Here is a 19,555-nt window from a genome sequence, read left to right as displayed (position 1 = left end):
CACACTACTTCTTTGGTATGGCAATCGTAAATCGTGCACCACCAAAATCACTAATTGATAAATAAATCTCACCTTGTAAAAAATCGATTGTGTTCTTTACGATAGCCAGTCCAAGTCCGTGATTCTCCCCATCCTTCGTAGTAAAACCTTCTGTGAAAATGACTTCTTGCCACTCTTTTGGAACACCTTTACCATTATCTTCGACATCAAAAATGATATCGCTTCCAAAATCAGTGAAAGATACTTTTACATACGCTTCTTCCCCCTTGAATTGGCTTGCTGCTTCCATTGCGTTATCAATAATATTTCCAAGGACTGTAACGAATAACTTTGTATTCAATGAAGATGGGACACGCTCCAAATTACTGTCCTTATCAATTTCAAGCTGGACCTTTAATTCTTTTGATCGGTTAATTTTCCCGATCAGGCAGGCTGCAATAAACGGGTCCTTCACAGAAGATGTTAAGAATACAACGATATCCTGACGTTCTTTCACTTCTTCGGTGATGAGCTCCCTTACTTCTTCATACTGCTCAAGAGTAATGAGTCCATATATAGTGTTTAATTTATTTAAATACTCATGATTTTGGGCGCGGATATTATCAGAAATACTTTTTATTTTTGAAATTTCTTCTGTTATTTGTTCTATTTCCGAAGTAGGACGAATTGTCAAAACAGCCCCACTTGTTTGCTGTTTCTGCATAATTGGTGCCGCATCTACCAAGTAGAGGTGATGACCAATCAGAAATTTTTGATTAATCAGACTTCGTTTTGTATAGATAACAGATTCAATCATCATGATAAGCCGCCGGTTGATGATTTTTCTTCCCTTTTCTATTTGATCATCTTTTAGTACTTCTCTTGCTCGTTTATTAATAGATGTGACTTCATACAGTTGATTGACCGCTACTGTCGCGTCCCTTATAGATTCGATCGTTGCTTCCTTTTCTTTAAATAAAAATGAAATTTCCTCAGGCTCCAGGTTAAAAATTAATTTTTTCACCCTTCTAGCAATAATAATTGCTCCTGTTATCCCAATTAAAATAACGAACACTGAAAATTTGAACAAACTCAAGCGATATTCATTCACCCTCTTTTCCGCTTCAATTGTTAAAAAACCTACAGATGACACACCAATCACCTTTCCGGACTTATTGTAAATCGGCGTTTTTGCTTTGATGGCTGGACCTGATATTCCAGTTCCCTCATATAAAATGGAAGCACCGTCTTCAAACACTTCTCTATTGCTCGTCCCCATCATTTTCCCAATATTCTTCTCAATCTGATGCGAATAACGAATACTTTCCAGATTACCAATTACCACATAGCCTGCACCTGTTGATTTGCGAATCTCTTCGGCAATTGGCTGGATTGTCAGCGCAGGATTGGGCTCCTCAAAGGCTTGGATAATTTTTTCCTTTTGTGCTGTCATCATTGCTACCGTCATCGCCTGATTCCCTAGTGACTCTTTGGTAATATCATCTATCATAGACGAAAAGATAACGCTTACAGAAACCACCATAAAAAAAACCACAATAGAAATAAACCCGATCATCTGCGTTAGTAATCTTGGTTGTTTTAACATTTTCCTCACTAACTTGCCCCACTTTCTCTACTCTCCTCTATTAATTAACTCTTATTCTACTTTCTACTGTCAACCTTTGTTTTATCATTTTGGTAGGTTTTCCTATAAATCGGATGAAATAGGAATATAAAACACCTGTTTTCTTGCACTTTTTAAAAACGCTTCATAAAAAGAACAGAACAATCCTGAATCTTAAAAAGAGGATTAACCTGTTCTCTCCATTCATATTTTGATTTACAAGTTAGGCCCAATTCTCCAAGTAAAATTTCTTCACCTCTGGGGCTCTTCAATAAAGCCCGTGTAGAAAACCGCAGTTTCTTGCGGATGTAAATGTTTTTTGAAGGGAAGTAGTTCCATATTTCAGATGTTTTTTTCTAGTTTTTTGCAGGAACTCTTCATATGATCGCAGTTTTCTAGTTGTTATCATGGAAGGCATATTACTTCGCCCCTTCATATGCATCAATGGTTTGTAACACTGTTCTTGCTAAAATCTCTGCTCCTATATAGATGCAATCATGATTAAAAGTCATTTGTGGATGGTGTAGCCCTGGTTGTAAATCACAACCTAAGCCAAGCATTGTCGTTTTTATATGAGGCTTTTTTAGTGAATAAAAATGAAAATCTTCGCCTCCTGAAGAAACAATCGGCTCCTTTATATGGTTCGCTCCAATGCTTTCAACAATCGCTTTTTCCATATAGCCTCTTGCCTCATGATTCACAACTGCCGCTGCAACATGTCCCTTTGCTTCCAAATGGATTTTCACCCCATATAAATTTGCCAATGCGCTTGCTATTTTCTCAACTTTTTCAGTTAGCTCATCTAAAACTTCATTCGTTTGCGCCCGTAAATCTATGCAAAACGAAGCTTTCCCTGGAATTAGATTCCCAGAATCACCGCCCGCTATAAATTTAGTCATTTTCGCTGTATAAGGAACCATTGGATCGAGGTGAATACCTTTGATTTCTTGAATAAGGGAGGAACCGATTTCAATCGCATTCTGCCCAAGATGAGGACGTGCACCGTGAGCATCCTCTCCAATAATTTCTCCTTCAATAAACTTCGCGGCTCCGTGGTAAATCGCGGCAACCGCTTGACCGTTTCTTAACTCTTGAATGGGTCTTAAGTGAACACCATAAAGAAAATCAACATCGTCCACCACGTGTTTTTCAACCATCTTTAGTGCGCCAGTCCCTTTCTCTTCTGCAGGCTGAAAAATAAACTTGAATCTTCCTCTTTTAAAAGCGTTCATTTTTTTTAGTAGTAGCATGGCTCCTATCGTCATCGTCATATGTGCATCATGACCACAGCTATGATTGGCTTGGAATTTTCCATTCACTTCTTGCCAAAGCGCATCCATGTCTGTTCTCAAACCCACACAAAAATCACCGCTACCCATCTCTGCAAAAAGCCCTGTACAATCAACAAACATATGGACTGGAAAACCATGTGCTTCGAGTACTTGCTGAATATACGCAGTTGTCTCATATTCCTTCCAACTAACCTCTGGATTCTGATGCAAGTGCTGAAATATTCTATCAAGAGTCGGTTTAAGCTGTTCGATGTATTTTTTCACGTTGTTATACCTCCCTCTCCGAATTTATCTATTTACTAATATCATAACATCTTTCCATTCTGATCGTTTTGAAGCATATCATAAGAGAATTTTTCTTCTTACAGACCTAGTTCCCCGCACTGAACTTCATTAAAAGAACTACATCAGCCTAAATAAATTTTTCATTTTTTCCAATATATCCAATACCTCATAATAAATCGATATGTTTAATCGCAATTATGTTAAAATTCAAAATAAATCAATTGAGGGGATTATAATGTTTGTACATAAAATTGATGAAGGCGTTTGTTTACGAAGTGACAGAAACGTATCACGGTTTACGCTTATCAAAATTCTCTATATAGTGCTTATTTAACTTTTAGACACTTTCAGACAGTATAGTTGAAGAAGCAAATGTATTAATTATGCTATTTAGAGCACTTACATAATTAATGGGAGGATAATGAAGGTGAGCAAAAATTATTATTATGGTGAGGGTTTCTGGGATGAAAAGGACCCACCTGTAAGTGATGAAATAGTAAAAAATGCAGAATGCAAGTTAGGTATAAAGTTTCCAAAAGAATATATTGAATTGCTTAAAAAAAGTAACGGTGGAACATTACACTTTAAAAAAGTATACATAAATCGTTATGGAAAATGTGAAATCCCCTATTTACTAGGTATTGATTTAGAAAATGCAAATGAAGATGACAACGAAGGAATATTTTCATTTAGTGAAGACATAAAAGAATTTTCCCTACCTGAAAAGATTGTCATATTAGCTTGGGAAACATATCCTCATTCTTGTTTTGCATTGGATTACACGAATTGCACAGAAAATCCAGCCGTTGTTTATTTTTATGAAAATTATCCTGAAGATAATGTTCCTTATTCCAAAGCAATCGTTGCACCAACTTTTAAAGAGTTTTTGCCATTGTTGTATCATCAATCTACATTAAAACCTTCACAACTTAAAACAAGTTGGAAAAGAAAAAGCTAATTTGTATATTAGGATAATCTGTTTTTTAGATATCGGGCGCTAGTTGAAGAAGACGGGGAACCTCAACAAATGAAGGGTTCCCTAATTTTTATATAAAAATTAACATTTAATTTAACAGAGCCTATGTTTATTATGAAATTATATCAGAATACTGATTTTTAATAGTGATGGTTTGTACGAAAAAGTAGGCTATGTTATATGAAGACATTGTATTTGCTAAAAATAGACAAAAAATAAAAATAGTCGAACCATTATTGTTTCATAAGAAACACCCAGTTCTACCCCACTATCATCCTACCTCTGAAGTAGTGAGCTTTCTCATTCAGGATAGTCTGTAAAAAAAAGCAGTAATTTGACCTAGTAATTGGCCAATACATGTAAATAGTTATAAGAAGATTCCTGTATCGGCAAAAAAACAGCCGCCTTTAATAGCGCAGCCAGTTACCCTTTTTATCCTTTTACTGGATCCAGCTTCTCTTTTGAAAAAAACCAGCCACCTAGTGCGATCAAAATCAGTACGACATAAAAGATTATCTTCCAAGCCGCTGAATGGGCAAACGATTCAGGCAATATGGCTAGCGCTGGATGTGATAACGTGTAAATAGCTAGTTTCACTCCGACCCATCCGACGATCATAAATGCAGCAATTTCCAAGCCAGGTCGGGTTTGCAGCAGCTTCACAAACACATTGGCCGCAAAACGCATAATAATTAATCCGATTAATCCACCTGCGAAGATTACGATAAACTTCCCACCGTCTAAGCCGCCAATATTCGGTAAATTCGTATTAGGAAGCGCCATTGCCAAGGCTACGGCGGCAAGGATCGAGTCTACCGCAAATGCAATATCAGCTAGTTCAACTTTGAATACTGTCGCCCAAAAACCAGATTTCTTCGTTTCCTTTTCCTCAGAAACGTTTTCTCCACTCTTCTTTACAAGAAGCTTTCTAAATATATGGTTCAAAGCGATAAATATTAAATAAATAGCTCCTATCGCTTGAACCTGCCATACATCGACAAGATATGAAATCACAAATAGCGAACCAAAACGGAAAACAAACGCTCCTGCAAGACCATAGAATAACGCTTTTTTTCTTTCTTCTTCAGGTAAATGCCTCACCATAATCGCTAACACAAGCGCATTATCCGCAGCTAAAAGCCCTTCAAGTGTAACCAACACAAGTAGCACCCAACCATACTCAAGTAAAATTGAAAACTCCATATTTCCTAACTCCCCTTCTTTCCTTTATAATAGGTTACCCCTTTAACTTGTGTCTTTCCTTAAGGGTTTCCGGTGAAAGCTGAATCAGCCAATTCACAACAATTCCCAAAATCATCACATCATCCACTATTCCAATGAGCGAGAAGAAATCTGGAATCAAATCAAATGGAAATACTGCATAACCAATCATGAATACTATACCCAACATTTTTTTATTAAACTGAACTTCGCGTGAAATGAAGAAATCCTTTAGAAACGGAAGAACCCTCCAGAACTTAAATATAAACAGGAATCGTTTAGCAAAATTACCGATAGAACTCACCTCACTTCTACTGAAAGTTGAAAAATAATCAAACAAAAAACCTTTACCAAAATACGGCAAAGGTTTAAAATTCTATGGATATACCTTTACCCTTCTTCGGTAAAGGTCTTGCTAACAACATTATGTTGCCAACAAAGCCGAGAGATGATCCTCTGAAATGACGACTTAGTTGTAAAAGCTACTCCCCTTTAGGAGAATATTCAATTATTTAAAATTATTATACTATACATATTGCAGTTTTGTCAATTAAAGCGAAACTTCTGTCAGTGGTTTTTTTCACTGATGGTTAGTCCCGTTCTAATGTCGCTAAATCGCAAGCTAACGCTTCTATTAAGCGACACTACGAACCGATTGGTTTACTAAACCTCTGCTCACACATCGGTAAGTTTCACTGTATCTCACCAATTGGCGATTTACAGTTTGTTTATCCCCCACCTACTATTATGTTGATTCTCCCACAAAAATTGAGGGCGGGAGTTATTACAGCCTGTTAAGCCGCGATAAAATAATCTTTAGAAACTTATTACAATACTACCGTTGAATTTAACATGATCTCAAGGGATGATAAGCTAAAATGATATTCTGTTGCGTAAAATATAGAATGATTAGGGGCTGGATAATGAATAGTAAAAAATTGAATTATTTTAAAACACTTACAGAAGTCCTCTTCATTTCTACAAGACTTGGGCTCACCTCGTTTGGCGGACCTACCGCCCATTTAGGGTATTTTCGAAATGAATATGTAGAACAAAGAAAGTGGATCGATGAAAAAAGCTATGCGGACTTAGTTGCTTTATGTCAGTTCTTACCTGGACCTGCAAGCAGTCAGGTTGGCATTGGGATTGGGGTCATGCGAGCAGGTGTATTAGGTGGAATCCTAGCATTTTTAGGTTTTACTTTGCCCTCCGTTATCGTCATGATTCTCTTCGCTATCTTACTTGATGGTTTTCACCTCGGAAATTCTGGATGGATTCATGGATTAAAAATTGTCGCTGTAGCAGTAGTCGCACATGCTATTTTAGGGATGGCAGAAAATTTAACACCAGACGTCAAACGAAAAGCCATCGCTTTATTTGCGTTAGTCGGAACAATCATCTGGCAGTCTGTGTTCAGCCAGATTATCGTCATCCTCCTGTCTGGTCTATTTGGCTATTTCATTTACAAACAACATAAAGAGAGTGATGAACCCACTACATATTTTCCTATTTCTCGTAGGTGGGGTTTCGTCTGTTTAACTTTCTTTTTCGGCCTGCTTATTCTCCTCCCCGTCTTAAGGGAAGCAACTTCATTAAATTGGATTGCAATGTTTGACAGTTTTTATCGGTCAGGTTCTTTAGTATTTGGCGGCGGTCATGTTGTATTGCCATTACTGGAACGTGAATTTGTCACTGGAGGCTGGATGGATAAAGAAGCATTTCTCGCTGGCTACGGCGCTGCACAAGCAATGCCGGGTCCGTTATTTACATTTGCTCCGTATCTTGGTGCGGTTATTAATGGCTGGCAAGGCGGAATACTGGCTACTATTGCAATATTCATGCCCGCTTTTCTTCTGATTTTGGGAACGTTGCCTTTCTGGGATAACTTACGTCGTAATCCAAATATTAAAGGTGCTTTGCTTGGGGTAAATGCTGCAGTTGTCGGCCTTTTACTTACAGCATTTTATCAGCCAATCTGGACAAGTTCTATTTACACTCCCATGGATTTTGCTTTAGCAGCCCTATTATTTAGCATGCTTGCTTTTTGGAAGCTACCTCCTTGGATCATTGTTGTGATCGGAGCAGTTGGCGGATACCTCATTTCACTTTTATAAAAGTATCTATATTATGCAAAACCTTCAGAAAAAAATTGAAACACAAAAGAAGCAGAACGCCCTGACACAATGGCGTTCTGCTTCTTTGTCGTTCAATATGTTTAATTAGTACCAAAGACTATTATATTAGCCCTCAGTAGAAGTTGCCGACTTACGCTCATTTCTTTTATGAATAACAATCGTAATTAGGAACGCAAGGATGATAATACCAAAAAATACTGTATGTGGAACATGGATGTTAAATACACTTAATAACATTTTTAATGCAATGATTCCAATTAAAATGAAAGCCGTATTTTCTAGTTCAGGAATTTTATCAATTAAAGTTAGAAATAATCGAGCTACTGTACGCATTAATAAAATTCCAATCATACCACCCAATAATAGTACCCAAACTTGATCCGAAATTGCAAATGCTGCAAGAATTGAATCAGCTGAGAAAGCAATATCCATTCCTTCTACCATAATAACTGTCGCCCAAAATGTTCCAAACGTACGGACTAACCAAGAATTTTTATTGAATTCTTTGACTTCATCTTCCTCGCCAGATTTTTTCCGAAAATGGCTGAAAGAGATCCATCCAAGATAAAGTGCACCTAATACTTTAATCCACCAGAAGTTAACTAAGTATACGCCAATACCAATGAAAATGAATCTAAAAACATAAGCACCTAATAAGCCATACATTAATGCTTTCTTTCGTTTTTCTTCAGGAAGATGTTTTACCATGACTGCCAGCACTAATGCGTTATCAGCTGATAGTAACCCTTCCATAATAATTAATGTCCCGATTAATCCCCAAGCAACAGGATCCGTTAATACTTCTCCCCACATTTTCCAGTCGAAAAATAAAGCGTAAGTACTAAACATTTGATTTAAAATTTCCAAAAAAAGATAACCTCCCTAAAATATTGGACTCTAAAATCAGCTTTAATATGGAAATGCAGGATCCTTCTTATTATCAAGAAGACTTTACAATCCACATTACATCCTCTAAAATCACGCCAACGTGATTTCTTATAGTCTAAATAATAACATGAGTAATGGAGTAGGACAATTATTAATTACTTTTTTACAAAAAAATAACTCTGCTTCCTCTAATTTGTGGTGTCACATTTAGCATTTTCCCAATGACAAAATTCATTATTTCTAACATTAAAAACATTCAGATTCCTTTTATCATTCACATTCGGATAAAGTGAAACTTTACTCAGGAAGTCTTCATGTACCTATTAAGATTGCGGTGGGGGGGTTACTGCCCGTTAATGCAGGATAAAAATTCCCTCTTTACTTCCTATTATTACAACTTATAATAGGAAGTAATAGTCATATACTAAAAGCTGCAATGCAAGTTGGCGGCAGGTGGATTTTTCTTAAAGTTAACAACTTTACTTTTCGCCACCCATCCCTAAATTAGGGATGGGTGGCTTTATTGTTTTACAGGAGGTTTTTTTACAATGGGTATATGGAAATATGCGTTTCTAGTCTTTCTTGGCGGCTGTTCATACGGGGTTATATCGTCATTTGTTAAATTAGGTTATCAGGAAGGTTTTGGAATAGGTGAATTGTCAGGCAGCCAGTATTTGCTTGGAGCCATTATGTTATGGATCATTACGATCTTTGTTCCCAAAATTAAATTGAATGTTAAACAGTGGCTGATCTTATTGATAAGCGGGATGCCAATGGGGGTTACCGGGGTTTTGTATAATAAATCACTGGGGTATGTAGATGCTTCATTTGCTATTATCCTGCTATTGCAATTCACCTGGATTAGCATAATTTTACAATATGTTTTTGATAAGAAAATTCCAAACCGAAAGAGTATAATTGCAACAGCGATCATCCTTTGTGGCTCCGTTTTGGCTTCAGGCTTTTTGAGTAGTGAACTCTCCTTTTCAGTTGTTGGAATCGGTTGGGGACTACTTTCGGCATTGTCCTTTGCCACCTTTATTTATGTAAGCGGTCGTGCAAGTCTTCCGATTCACCCAATCTACAAAAGTGCAATCATGACAACCGGAGCTGCTCTACTCGTGTTTATTGTACTTCCACCAGTATTTCTCCTAAACGGAGCATTTGCAGATGGATTGCTTAAATACGGTCTGCTTATTGGCTTTTTCGGTTCACTTGTCCCTCCACTTTTATTTAATATCGCCATGCCAAAAGTAGGTAGCGGCCTGGGCACAATCTTAAGTGCATCAGAACTGCCGACAGCCGTTCTCATGTCCACACTTGTGCTGCACGAAGTCGTAACCTTCTCTCAGTGGAGCGGTGTTGCCGTAATTCTATTCGGGATTGCTTATCCTAATTTTCAGGGGCGAAAGGTCTCCTCTTATTCATAATATTGAGTCTATCTCATAACAAAGGGGTCAGAACCACATCTACTACTTAGCGTTGTAAGGATGTGAGGTCTGACCCTTTTTCCAAATTTCATTTCATTTTTAAAATCCAGTCCATAAAATTATTCATGACTGTATCTAAAAATTGAATTGTCGGTTCATGGACTAACTCTCCAGATTCATCGATTTTTTCATGTACGGCTCCGATAAATACTTCGTTTCCAGGCAAAGTTAATGCAGCGACTCCAGGAGAGTTTAAGATTTGACGGAGTTGCATTTGAGCACGGACTGTTCCTAGTGCCCCAGGAGAACAGCCAACGATCATGACGGGCTTATTCACCATTACTTTGTCTCCTCTTGAAAACCAGTCAATTGCATTTTTCAAGAACCCCGATATGGAATGATTGTATTCTGGTGTTGTTATTAAAATTCCGTCACTATTGGCGATCTTTTTCTTAATGTCTATTACTACGGACGGCGGGTTTAATTCTTCGTCTTCATTGTACATAGGAAGATTTTCTAATGGCAATATTTCAATTTCAACCTTATCCGTATATCTTTTTTGCATAAAAGCAGTGATTTTTTTGTTATAAGATTCTTTGCGGTTACTTCCTACAACAGCTACTATTTTCACAATAAACTACCTCCCTATTTTAAGTGTTGGCTCTGTTAAACTTGCCAGTTGATTGGAACGTAAGGCGTTCGTTCCAATCAACATTGTGCCCAAAATCAATAATGAGCCTTAACATAGCCTAAATGTTAGCAATGCGAACGTAACGGTTAAAGCAATATCTCATTATTAGCTTGTCTCACATCTTCTAAATTAAATCATGTAAAAGACTAAGTTTTTAAACAGGTGGAAGTGTTGAAAAGAAACGAAAACGTCATCTTATCCGACATTAAACTTTATGTATGAAAGCAGTCAAAAAAATTGCTCTAGCCACATTTACACATCTTTTATATTGACTCTTTTCGTAAAGTTTGATGTTTTTAGCAAGTAACCAATTTTAGCAGTTGTTAATTGTAGTGGAAGGTGCGAGACTCTTGCTTAGAGAAGCTCGTTGAGGGAGACCGCCCGCGGGAAGCGAGTACCTGTAATGGAAATCAACTCAGGATAGTAGTGTAAATATAATTTAAAGCAACAAAGTATATGAAAACAGCCTTTATATTTGACAGTTTTGAATAACTCTTATTTCATGACACATACTATAGCCGAACGTCTTTTTCAAACAAAAAGGAGGAATGGGAAATGATGCAAAACCAACAAGGACCTATCCATCAAAATATGCATACAGGCGCAGTGCCTCAGCAACTAAATCATGGCGGTCATGAAATGTTTGATGTTCATGAAGTGTTATCAGGAACAATAGGTACACTTAATCAATATATGCTTTTACGGCAACATGTAAAAGATCCGGAACTTATGGATATATTGAATCGCCAATATCAATTTATCCAAGATGAATACAATATTACGGTTGATTGTTTCACAACTGGCCGGGATCCATCGAAGCGGACTCAAAGTTATAAAATGAAGCAAGGCAATGACTTCGTCTATGGGTTAACACCAACCCAACCGAAGAAACCGTTGCAGTCTGTTACAGAAATTACCGATGAGTGTATCTCCGGGTTAATGCTTGGTTCTGCAAAGTCTTCTGCAGCCATGAAAGCAATGGCTGCTTGTGAAGTTACAAATCCAGTAGTTCGTCGGGTACTAGCAGATTCAATTCCAAACTGCATTGAAATGGCTTATGAAATATCCATTTATCAAAATAAGCATCATTACTATCAAGTCCCACAATTGGCACAACAAGATATGCAACAAATGATAAATGCCTATGCACCTAGTCAAATCCCCCCGAATAATGGGATGGCTCATTGACCATTAATTAGATTGTTTTCCCTTTATCCCAGTAGGGTATTCCCTATTGGGATTTTTTATATTACACCTACCTTCCTTAAAACTTTATGAAGTACTTCTATTTAGCGTTAGTTGCCAATCGGTTTAGCCATTAATGAAGTCATGAAACCAATAATCATAATTGTTAAGCTAGAAAATAGAAATACTTCCAGACCCAATGCGTTAAAAGCAACAGCGACGATTAGGCCATCTATGATGAAAATAACAACCCCAATATTTAAAGAAAAAGCTTTCGCAATAAATTGAGCTAACAAGTCGGTTCCTCCCGTGCTTGTTTGGTATCTGAGCATAAGCCCAATTCCAATTCCGATGGATATTCCCCCAAAAATCACACTTGTAGCAATAGACAGTGAAAATTGGTTCCGTAAAGGGGCTAACCAATCAATGAATATCGATGCGACAATTAATCCAAGAAAACTATTATAAAAATAGTTTCTTTCACAACACCAAGCATATATGCAAAGTGGAATACTTAACAGCAACATGCAAAGTCCGGTCGGATATTCAAAGTAATAATGAAGAATGAGGGCAATCCCCGTAATTCCTCCATCCAACAAATGATAAGGTACCAAAAAGCCGTTAATTCCAATCGCTATCAATAAACTACCAATAAGAGTAGCTACTATTTTCTGAACAATACAAATCACCTTTTTTTGGATTATTTAACATTTAAAGATATGTCCAAGCTCGAAATTTCAGAATAAAAAAAGAGTGTGTCTCATTAATAAGTCAAACCCGCAACTACGATACAGTATTAAGCACGTGTTTATAACACGTAATACTACATGTAGAGGGATCTAACCCTTTAAAGACAAACTCTGATTGATTGATTTTTCCTATTCTCTTAATAAATAAGCTACTTTATCAATCGCTTCTTGTAGTTTTTCACTATTTAAACTATACATCTTCTTCGCTTCTTTATTTTCCGTTCCAAGAGCGAATAATTCAATGTCCGCTTGGCATTTTTTCATGGTTGCATATAATATCGGTTTTTCTTGAGGGGCTGGCACTTGAAGTTTATCATCATAAAGATCAACGGTTAATTGGCCATACATATCGACTTGTCCAAGAAATACGTTATCAAGGAGCACCCCGATTTTTTCCAGTTCCGTTTGTAACCATAATCTACTTTTACCCGCAGTAGACAATGGCTCATTCAGTATTTTTCCATCCATAATAACAGCCTGGGGTTCCTTAATCGGGGCAACAGCCATATGTAAATCTTTCGCAGTCAATGGGTGATTTTCTTTCTTCAACAATACACTTAAATCACCAGTGGCTTCTAATACAGCAAACTCTACATCTGCCACCTGAAAAACATTATCCTTTCGGAGAAGTTCTAACAACTCATCAATCGTATATCTTTCTTTTTTTAAATTTTCTTCCATGACCTTTCCATCTTTAATTAAAACGGTCCCTTTTCCTTCAATAAAGTCGCGAAAGCTTTTGCTTTTTAATGAAATTAAATTAGCTATAAAAGGGATAACTGCAAAAGTAAGGATGGATAATACTCCTAAATAAATGCTTTGTTCAAGTCCTGTAACAACTTCCGCTCCTATACTGCCTATTGTGATTCCAATAACATATTCAAAGAAAGATAATTGGGATATTTGCTTTTTACCTAGCCATTTAGTTACTAAAAACAAAATTGCTAGAAATAGTAATGAACGCACAATGACATCTAACCAATCAGGCACTACTACACCTCCTAATTTGATGCTTAAAAACCTTTATATTGCGTTTCTTCCACTTCCAACTCTATAACTCGTTGTTGTAAATCTGCCACCACTCCATTCACAATGACCATTGTCTCGTGAAAGATGCGTTTCGATTCTTCATCCGGAGTTCGAATCTCTAAGCTGGATAAATTAGATTCAATCCCTTTAAGACTAGCGAGACATTGCTTCACTTCTGAACCGATAGTCACATGCGTATCCTCCTATTTTATTGGCGTTAGTTACGTATTTGATTGTTATTCTTCATACTCAATCGACACGGCATGAGCAATACAAGGGATCGTTTCTTTTTGTTGATAAGTGAGAGGGGATAATAATGCACCAGTTGCGACCACCAGCAATCGTTTAATTTCTCCTTTTTTCATCCGATTTAAAAGATGACCATAGACAACGGTAGCTGAACAGCCTGCACCACTAGCCCCTGCTAAGACTGGTTGTCCTTGCCGATAAATCATTAACCCACAATCCTGATACTGATCATTACGGATACGTATACCGTGCTGATCTAATAAATCCAGTGAAACTTCATGTCCAATTCGACCAAGATCTCCGGTCACGATCAAGTCATAATAAGCTGGATCAATGTTTCGTTCCCTTAAATGGGCTTCAATCGTATCAACGGCTGCTGGCGCCATAGCTCCTCCCATATTGAACGGATCTGCAATCCCCAGATCCATTACACGACCAATCGTAGCTGATGTGACTCTTGGACCAACTCCTGAATCACTTAACAGTGCTGTCCCAGCTCCAGTCACTGTCCATTGTGCTGTAGGGGGTTTTTGTCCGCCATATTCAGTTGGATAACGAAATTGTTTCTCAACAGCCGCATTATGACTGGAAGCTCCAGTTAATAAATATTTGGCTCCTTTAGAATTAACCAGAAAAGCACCTAATGCCAACCCTTCCATTGAAGTTGAACACGCTCCAAATAATCCAAGATACGGCGTCCCAATCGATTTGCTCGCAAAGCTGGTTGGGGTAATTTGGTTGATTAAATCTCCAGCGAGAAGAAACTGAATTTGTTCCTTTTGTAACTCTGCTTTTTCTATAGCTTTTTGACAAGCTTCTTCCAAAAGTACTTTCTGCGCTTTCTCATAGGAATCTTGTTGTAACCATAAATCTGCATGAAGAAGATCAAAGTCGTTCGCAAGTTTTCCGTCTGCTTCAAATGGACCGCCAACAGTTCCTGTGGAAATAATGACTGGTTTTTGATCGAATACCCAAGTCCGCCTTCCTCTCAGCATAGAAAATCAATTCTCTGTATGAATGTCTGCTTCCGATAGTTTTTGTGTTTCTTTTTTTGATATAACATGCCTGCAACACCTCTTTCCACGCTTTTGTTGCTTGTAATAAAACGGCTCTATTAAATTTGCCTGTTGATTGCAACGAGAGGCGTTCGCTTTCCGCGGGCGGTCCGGGAGCCTTCACGGCGCTGTGCGCCTGTGGTCTCCCTTTGACTCGTTTTTCCCGCAGGATTCTTACGCCTCCCGCTTCAATTAACAACGAGCTTTAACATAACCAATAACATAAAGATCGACCTCATACCATATAGAGAGTTGCATACTTAAATATAGTTGTGTTGTGAGGACCGACTCTTTACATTAGTTTACCTATTTTTCACATATCATTATTGTTTATATTGAGGCTCTTCTTGGATGATTTGTTGAACTCGAGGGGTAAGAGTGTCAACTATGGTTTGTGTTTGTTGTGCTGCTTGTTGATACATTTGTTTTGCCTGTTCATTATCCGTTGCCAATGCAAATGTTTCAAAACTAGCTTGAATACCTTTTAGACCCGATAACGTTTGTTGCACTTGATTAATTACAGTCATATAAAATTCCTCCTTAAGTTTAATTATTACAAATGTTAGAATGCATAAATAAAGATCATATTATGAATCCCAAATTTGCCCATAAAGTAAAACTTCAATCAGTGTGCGGGGTTCTTTGTCCCCCTGATTGTTAGTCCAAGCGACAGTACGAACCCGATTCAACGAACTCAGACTAAGTACGCCGCGTACTCATGTCTTTGTCTGAGTGACCCACATCCTGTTAGCAACTAGATTTAGCCCCTAACCCCCACCTACGCTTCCTTGATCCTCTAAACCTTGGGCGGGGACTGCCCATTAATAGGGGATAAAGTTAAATACATATAGGAAAGACTGAACCAAAGTTATCGTATACGTACGATTCCTGATCCAGCCTTATATGTTTAATGTGAATGATTTATTTTATTTTCAATTTCACTAATGACCTCATTTGCTGACATCCCGCTCGCCTCAATAACTGAACCTTTTGCGGAAACCTCTTGTATGCCCATCATATTTGAATCTAATCCTGTCACAACACAAAAGTCTACGTTTTGTGCGTCAGCTTCCTGTTTTAATTCAACGACATCATAGCCCTTTTCACGTAATGCTTCGGAAATATTCGTTAATGATCCTTCAACACCAATTTTTTGCATAGTTACACCTCCTACTTGCTAAGCTTTCCTTTTTTAAGCCGTTGTATGTATACATTTCTTTTCAAAATAAAAAGTGTGTCAGGCAAAGTTCCGCCGAATATCTTCTAAAAAAGTTTGAACCGAGGGAGCTAAATAACGGTTTTTCATAAATGTTAAATAAACAGTCCTTTTTAATGCTTTAGAATCAATAATTTTCCGGACAATTGAATCATCCTTTGGTCCAGACAAATAATGTTCGGGGATAATAGTAATACCCAGATTTTCTCTCACTAATGATAATGCTGTTTCAAAACGTTCAATTTCAAATTTTATTTTCGGAGCAGCTTGTTCGAGTTTAAAGGCTGTTAAAATATCTTCTCTCGTTTGAAATCCTTCCTTACTAATAATAAAAGGGTCTCCTTCCAACTCTTTCAAATGAATGAATTCTTTCTGAGCCAAATGATGATCCTTGTGCATCACAAGTACTAATCTTTCATCATACAAAGGGAACGATTCAAAATCGTCTTCACGAATATACTGGTTTGTAATGATTAAATGTGTATGATATTTTCTTAGCGAATCTTTCACAGCTTTTCCACTCAGCACTTCGATCAGCTTAATATTTATAGTCGGAAAACGACCTTGATAGTCATGGATCACTTTCGGAATCCAATGCTTTACTGACTCGATCATACCAATGATAAGTTCTCCGTTGCCAGTCAGCTTTACTTCTTCCATTTCTTTTTTCAAAATGTTCATTTGGGAAAGAAGCAAGATCGATTTTTCATATAAAATTTTACCAGCATCCGTTAATTCGATTTTTCTTGTACTTCTTTCAAGCAGTGGCGAGCCAACCTCACGCTCCAAATTTTTTATGGCATTGCTTAAAGATGGTTGTGAAATATGCAGTTTTTGTGCGGCCTTAGAATAGCTTAGCTGATCGGAAATCGTTACAAAATAACGCAACTGCTTAATGTCCAAAACAATCTTCCTCTCTTATTTATAGCTTTAAACTATCGTTATATTTGAATTATATATTAGAAATAATAAGTGTGTCATTATATAATCAAAAAACAGAACTTATATCAGAAGGTTCAGAAAGGATGAGAAGAATGCCAAATAACGTTTCAGCAGATTTATGGACTGGCCGAACTGATCATACAGAAAGAAGAAGCAGTTTTCGCTACCATCAAATTGTGGAATTGATTGACTTGGATAAATTAAAAACTCCCTCAGACAACTCTTGTGCAATAATCGGATTTGAATGTGAGGAAGGAGTTAGACGTAACCAGGGAAGATTAGGTGCAGCAAAAGCCCCCAACTCTATAAGGAAAGCGCTTTCTAATATCCCTTGGAAGCTGCAGGAAAATAGTTGTATTTATGATGTGGGGAATGTTATTTGTGAAAACGACTTCCTTGAAGAAGCCCAAGAATTATTAGGTAATATAATCTCTGACATCTTTTCAAAATCGGTAACGCCAATTATTTTAGGCGGAGGACACGAAACATTGTACGGACATTATTTAGGTGTCCGAAAACATATAGGAAAAGATGCTTCACTTGGAATCATCAATATTGATGCTCATTTCGACTTACGCTCATATGAAGATCAGCCATCATCAGGAACAATGTTCAGACAAATATTAGAACATGACAAAAATAGCCATTACTTTGTGCTTGGTATCCAGCGTTTCGGTAACACACAGGAATTATTTGATAAAGCGGACGAGCTCGGTACTCGCTATATGTACGAAGAAGATATGCATGAAGGAAATAAGGATGCAATAATTTCTGAATTAAATGAATTCATAGAAAAGCATGATCATGTTATGTTTACACTTTGTACAGATGTCTTGAATGCAGCATTTGCACCTGGAGTCAGTGCTCCGTCTCCTTTTGGCTTAACACCAATGATTGTCCGATCCATTATCCGTACAGTTGCATCTCACGAGAAAACTCTCTCGTTCGATATTTGTGAAGTGAATCCGGCTGTAGATGAAAACGGCAGAACAGTTAAATTAGGTGCTTATTTGATAAATGAAGCCATTATGGCATTTTTAGGAGGAACCAACAATGACATTAGCACTTGATCAAGTAACGACGATATTTTTGGCAGTAGCACTTTTAGTAGTAGGAACAGTCATTGTAAAAAAAGCTGGTTTTCTGCAAAAATTTTGTATTCCAGCGCCAGTTGTTGGTGGGCTATTGTTTGCAATCATTGCAACGATTCTAAAGGCTACGGGTCTTTTGGAAATTACATTAGATACCTCACTACAAAGTCTCTTCATGATCACATTCTTCACAACTGTAGGCTTGGGAGCAAGCTTTAAACTCATTAAATTAGGTGGCAAGTTGCTCGTCATTTATTGGCTTGCCTGCGGATTCTTGGCTTTAGCACAAAATGCGATCGGTGTCTCCTTAGCTTCATTGTTCGACATTCATCCACTAATAGGAATGATGGCAGGGGCTGTTTCCATGGAAGGTGGTCATGGAGCAGCAGGCGCATTTGGTCAAACCCTTGAAGATATGGGAATTAATTCAGCATTGTCCATTGGGATAGCAGCAGCTACCTTTGGTCTCATAGCCGGTGGTTTAGTTGGCGGTCCGACTGTTAAATATTTAATTTCAAAATACGATCTAAAACCGACTGAAACAGAAGAAGAGGTAACCAATGTCGAAGAAAAAGTTCAAGAGATTACGACAAATACCTTCTTCACCCAAGTCTTACTCATTACATTCTGTATGGCGTTAGGAACGTATTTAGGGGAACTGTTTTCGACAGCAACTGGCTTTGTCCTTCCTGGTTATGTAGGGTCCATGTTTGTGGCAGTCATTGTCCGCAATATCGTGGATAAACGCAATCCAAATGCAATAGACATGAAAAGCATTAACTTGATTGGTGATGTGACACTCGGTATCTTCCTGTCTATGGCACTCATGAGTATAAAATTATGGGAAGTAGCTGATCTTGCACTTCCAATGTTAGTAATTGTGTTTGTACAAGTTGTATTTATTGTTCTTTTCGGTATTTTCATTTTGTTCCGATTGCTCGGAAAAAATTATGACGCCGCAGTGATGGTAGCTGGTTTTACAGGTCACGGTCTTGGTGCTACACCAAATGCAATGGCTAATATGGCAGCAGTGACAGAGCGTTTTGGCCCTTCACGTAAAGCATACTTGGTCGTTCCAATTGTAGGTGCTTTTCTTATTGATGTATTTGCCATGCCGATCATTATTACGACAATAAATTTATTTAAATAAAGTGAAGCTCATTTAGTGAGCGATTATGGATTATTCCCATTAATCCAGGATCAAATAAAGAAAGGGCGTAATCTAAAAGGACAGATCCTATTAGATTACGCCCTTTCATATTCCTCCGACGCCTCTTGATAACATTCCATCTATTCTTATCGTATCATTTCGTAATTCCTTCATTTTTTCCCTTTACGGTTAACCCGCACTAACCTCATTACTTTTGAAACATCCTAATTTTATAAACATCCACTAAAAAATCAAGTAAAACTGCGAAATAATGAGATTAATGTAATTGACCCCGTTTTCATTAACTATGTTTCCGTTTTCTTCATCATTGTTACCGATTTCAATGACATTGTTAAAATATAGCTAAT

General features: G+C 37.5%; 19 protein-coding genes. 6 read left to right on the top strand and 13 right to left on the bottom strand.

Going from position 1 to position 19,555, the window contains the following annotated elements:
* Positions 1-4: 4 nt before the first annotated feature.
* The gene (locus tag V179_RS0103260; RefSeq protein ID WP_028390259.1) at positions 5-1,585 is read right to left on the bottom strand and encodes a sensor histidine kinase; all 1,581 of its coding nucleotides are present in this window, start codon (positions 1,583-1,585) and stop codon (positions 5-7) included.
* Between the two features lie 437 nt (positions 1,586-2,022).
* Positions 2,023-3,159 carry a M20 peptidase aminoacylase family protein gene (locus V179_RS0103255; RefSeq protein WP_028390258.1) on the bottom strand — a complete coding sequence of 379 codons (1,137 nt, stop codon included), beginning with the start codon at positions 3,157-3,159 and terminating at the stop codon, positions 2,023-2,025.
* Positions 3,160-3,607: 448 nt separating this feature from the next.
* Between V179_RS0103255 and V179_RS0103250 the strand changes: the two genes are divergently transcribed.
* Positions 3,608-4,138 (top strand): SMI1/KNR4 family protein, encoded by a 531-nt coding sequence (locus V179_RS0103250; RefSeq protein ID WP_028390257.1) that lies wholly within the window; start codon positions 3,608-3,610, stop codon positions 4,136-4,138.
* A 450-nt stretch (positions 4,139-4,588) separates the two neighbouring features.
* Here the strand turns inward: V179_RS0103250 and V179_RS0103245 are convergent, their stop codons facing one another.
* A complete protein-coding gene (locus V179_RS0103245; protein WP_028390256.1) occupies positions 4,589-5,359 on the bottom strand; it encodes a TerC family protein in 771 nt (256 codons plus the stop codon).
* 34 nt (positions 5,360-5,393) lie between these two features.
* The gene (locus V179_RS29570; protein ID WP_084552188.1) at positions 5,394-5,567 is read right to left on the bottom strand and encodes a YkvA family protein; all 174 of its coding nucleotides are present in this window, start codon (positions 5,565-5,567) and stop codon (positions 5,394-5,396) included.
* A 733-nt stretch (positions 5,568-6,300) separates the two neighbouring features.
* On the opposite strand from V179_RS29570, the gene V179_RS0103235 reads away from it, so the two are divergent.
* Entirely contained in the window at positions 6,301-7,491 is a 1,191-nt protein-coding gene (locus tag V179_RS0103235; protein WP_034300269.1) for a chromate transporter, read from the top strand.
* A 126-nt stretch (positions 7,492-7,617) separates the two neighbouring features.
* Here V179_RS0103235 and V179_RS0103230 read toward each other — a convergent pair whose 3' ends face one another.
* Positions 7,618-8,361: a TerC family protein gene (locus V179_RS0103230; protein WP_376766761.1), complete on the bottom strand. Its 744-nt coding sequence runs from the start codon at positions 8,359-8,361 to the stop codon at positions 7,618-7,620.
* A 587-nt stretch (positions 8,362-8,948) separates the two neighbouring features.
* On the opposite strand from V179_RS0103230, the gene V179_RS0103225 reads away from it, so the two are divergent.
* The gene (locus tag V179_RS0103225; protein ID WP_028390252.1) at positions 8,949-9,830 is read left to right on the top strand and encodes an EamA family transporter; all 882 of its coding nucleotides are present in this window, start codon (positions 8,949-8,951) and stop codon (positions 9,828-9,830) included.
* A gap of 88 nt (positions 9,831-9,918) precedes the next feature.
* Here the strand turns inward: V179_RS0103225 and V179_RS0103220 are convergent, their stop codons facing one another.
* Positions 9,919-10,461, bottom strand: a complete 543-nt coding sequence (locus V179_RS0103220) for an NADPH-dependent FMN reductase (protein WP_028390251.1) — start codon at positions 10,459-10,461, stop codon at positions 9,919-9,921.
* A gap of 618 nt (positions 10,462-11,079) precedes the next feature.
* On the opposite strand from V179_RS0103220, the gene V179_RS0103215 reads away from it, so the two are divergent.
* Positions 11,080-11,709 (top strand): spore coat protein, encoded by a 630-nt coding sequence (locus V179_RS0103215; protein ID WP_028390250.1) that lies wholly within the window; start codon positions 11,080-11,082, stop codon positions 11,707-11,709.
* 107 nt (positions 11,710-11,816) lie between these two features.
* On the opposite strand, the gene V179_RS0103210 is transcribed toward V179_RS0103215, so the two are convergent.
* The 7 genes from V179_RS0103210 to V179_RS0103180 form a co-directional block, all read right to left on the bottom strand.
* Complete coding sequence (locus V179_RS0103210) at positions 11,817-12,407, bottom strand: YitT family protein (protein ID WP_028390249.1); 591 nt, start codon at positions 12,405-12,407, stop codon at positions 11,817-11,819.
* A 177-nt stretch (positions 12,408-12,584) separates the two neighbouring features.
* The gene (locus V179_RS0103205) at positions 12,585-13,445 is read right to left on the bottom strand and encodes a DUF421 domain-containing protein (protein ID WP_028390248.1); all 861 of its coding nucleotides are present in this window, start codon (positions 13,443-13,445) and stop codon (positions 12,585-12,587) included.
* Between the two features lie 23 nt (positions 13,446-13,468).
* A complete protein-coding gene (locus tag V179_RS0103200; RefSeq protein ID WP_028390247.1) occupies positions 13,469-13,675 on the bottom strand; it encodes a DUF1657 domain-containing protein in 207 nt (68 codons plus the stop codon).
* A 45-nt stretch (positions 13,676-13,720) separates the two neighbouring features.
* Entirely contained in the window at positions 13,721-14,728 is a 1,008-nt protein-coding gene (gene spoVAD, locus V179_RS0103195) for a stage V sporulation protein AD (protein ID WP_028390246.1), read from the bottom strand.
* Between the two features lie 383 nt (positions 14,729-15,111).
* Positions 15,112-15,315 carry a DUF1657 domain-containing protein gene (locus V179_RS0103190; RefSeq protein WP_028390245.1) on the bottom strand — a complete coding sequence of 68 codons (204 nt, stop codon included), beginning with the start codon at positions 15,313-15,315 and terminating at the stop codon, positions 15,112-15,114.
* Positions 15,316-15,695: 380 nt separating this feature from the next.
* Positions 15,696-15,947, bottom strand: coding sequence for a YkuS family protein (locus V179_RS0103185; RefSeq protein ID WP_028390244.1), 252 nt, complete (start codon positions 15,945-15,947; stop codon positions 15,696-15,698).
* Positions 15,948-16,025: 78 nt separating this feature from the next.
* The gene (locus V179_RS0103180; protein WP_028390243.1) at positions 16,026-16,907 is read right to left on the bottom strand and encodes a LysR family transcriptional regulator; all 882 of its coding nucleotides are present in this window, start codon (positions 16,905-16,907) and stop codon (positions 16,026-16,028) included.
* A 122-nt stretch (positions 16,908-17,029) separates the two neighbouring features.
* Here V179_RS0103180 and hutG point away from each other — a divergent pair, with 122 nt between their 5' ends.
* Both hutG and gltS read left to right on the top strand, forming a co-directional pair.
* Positions 17,030-18,016 (top strand): formimidoylglutamase, encoded by a 987-nt coding sequence (hutG, locus tag V179_RS0103175; protein WP_034300267.1) that lies wholly within the window; start codon positions 17,030-17,032, stop codon positions 18,014-18,016.
* Entirely contained in the window at positions 18,000-19,187 is a 1,188-nt protein-coding gene (gene gltS / locus V179_RS0103170; RefSeq protein ID WP_028390241.1) for a sodium/glutamate symporter, read from the top strand. The genes hutG and gltS overlap by 17 nt, the downstream gene beginning before the upstream one ends.
* Positions 19,188-19,555: the final 368 nt, after the last annotated feature.

It is taken from the genome of Bacillus cihuensis, assembly GCF_000504145.1.
In the GTDB taxonomy this organism is placed as follows: domain Bacteria; phylum Bacillota; class Bacilli; order Bacillales; family DSM-1321; genus Peribacillus; species Peribacillus huizhouensis.
This window is presented reverse-complemented; position numbering and strand designations above follow the sequence as displayed.

What these genes read in the sequence shown, in the direction of transcription:
- V179_RS0103260 (WP_028390259.1), bottom strand. Translation starts at nt 1,585, where the DNA reads ATGTTAAAACAACCAAGATTACTAACGCAGATGATCGGGTTTATTTCT.
- V179_RS0103245 (WP_028390256.1), bottom strand. Translation starts at nt 5,359, where the DNA reads ATGGAGTTTTCAATTTTACTTGAGTATGGTTGGGTGCTACTTGTGTTG.
- V179_RS29570 (WP_084552188.1), bottom strand. Translation starts at nt 5,567, where the DNA reads ATGTTGGGTATAGTATTCATGATTGGTTATGCAGTATTTCCATTTGAT.
- V179_RS0103235 (WP_034300269.1), top strand. Translation starts at nt 6,301, where the DNA reads ATGAATAGTAAAAAATTGAATTATTTTAAAACACTTACAGAAGTCCTC.
- V179_RS0103230 (WP_376766761.1), bottom strand. Translation starts at nt 8,361, where the DNA reads ATGTTTAGTACTTACGCTTTATTTTTCGACTGGAAAATGTGGGGAGAA.
- V179_RS0103225 (WP_028390252.1), top strand. Translation starts at nt 8,949, where the DNA reads ATGGGTATATGGAAATATGCGTTTCTAGTCTTTCTTGGCGGCTGTTCA.
- V179_RS0103215 (WP_028390250.1), top strand. Translation starts at nt 11,080, where the DNA reads ATGCAAAACCAACAAGGACCTATCCATCAAAATATGCATACAGGCGCA.
- spoVAD (WP_028390246.1), bottom strand. Translation starts at nt 14,728, where the DNA reads ATGCTGAGAGGAAGGCGGACTTGGGTATTCGATCAAAAACCAGTCATT.
- V179_RS0103190 (WP_028390245.1), bottom strand. Translation starts at nt 15,315, where the DNA reads ATGACTGTAATTAATCAAGTGCAACAAACGTTATCGGGTCTAAAAGGT.
- V179_RS0103185 (WP_028390244.1), bottom strand. Translation starts at nt 15,947, where the DNA reads ATGCAAAAAATTGGTGTTGAAGGATCATTAACGAATATTTCCGAAGCA.
- hutG (WP_034300267.1), top strand. Translation starts at nt 17,030, where the DNA reads ATGAGAAGAATGCCAAATAACGTTTCAGCAGATTTATGGACTGGCCGA.
- gltS (WP_028390241.1), top strand. Translation starts at nt 18,000, where the DNA reads ATGACATTAGCACTTGATCAAGTAACGACGATATTTTTGGCAGTAGCA.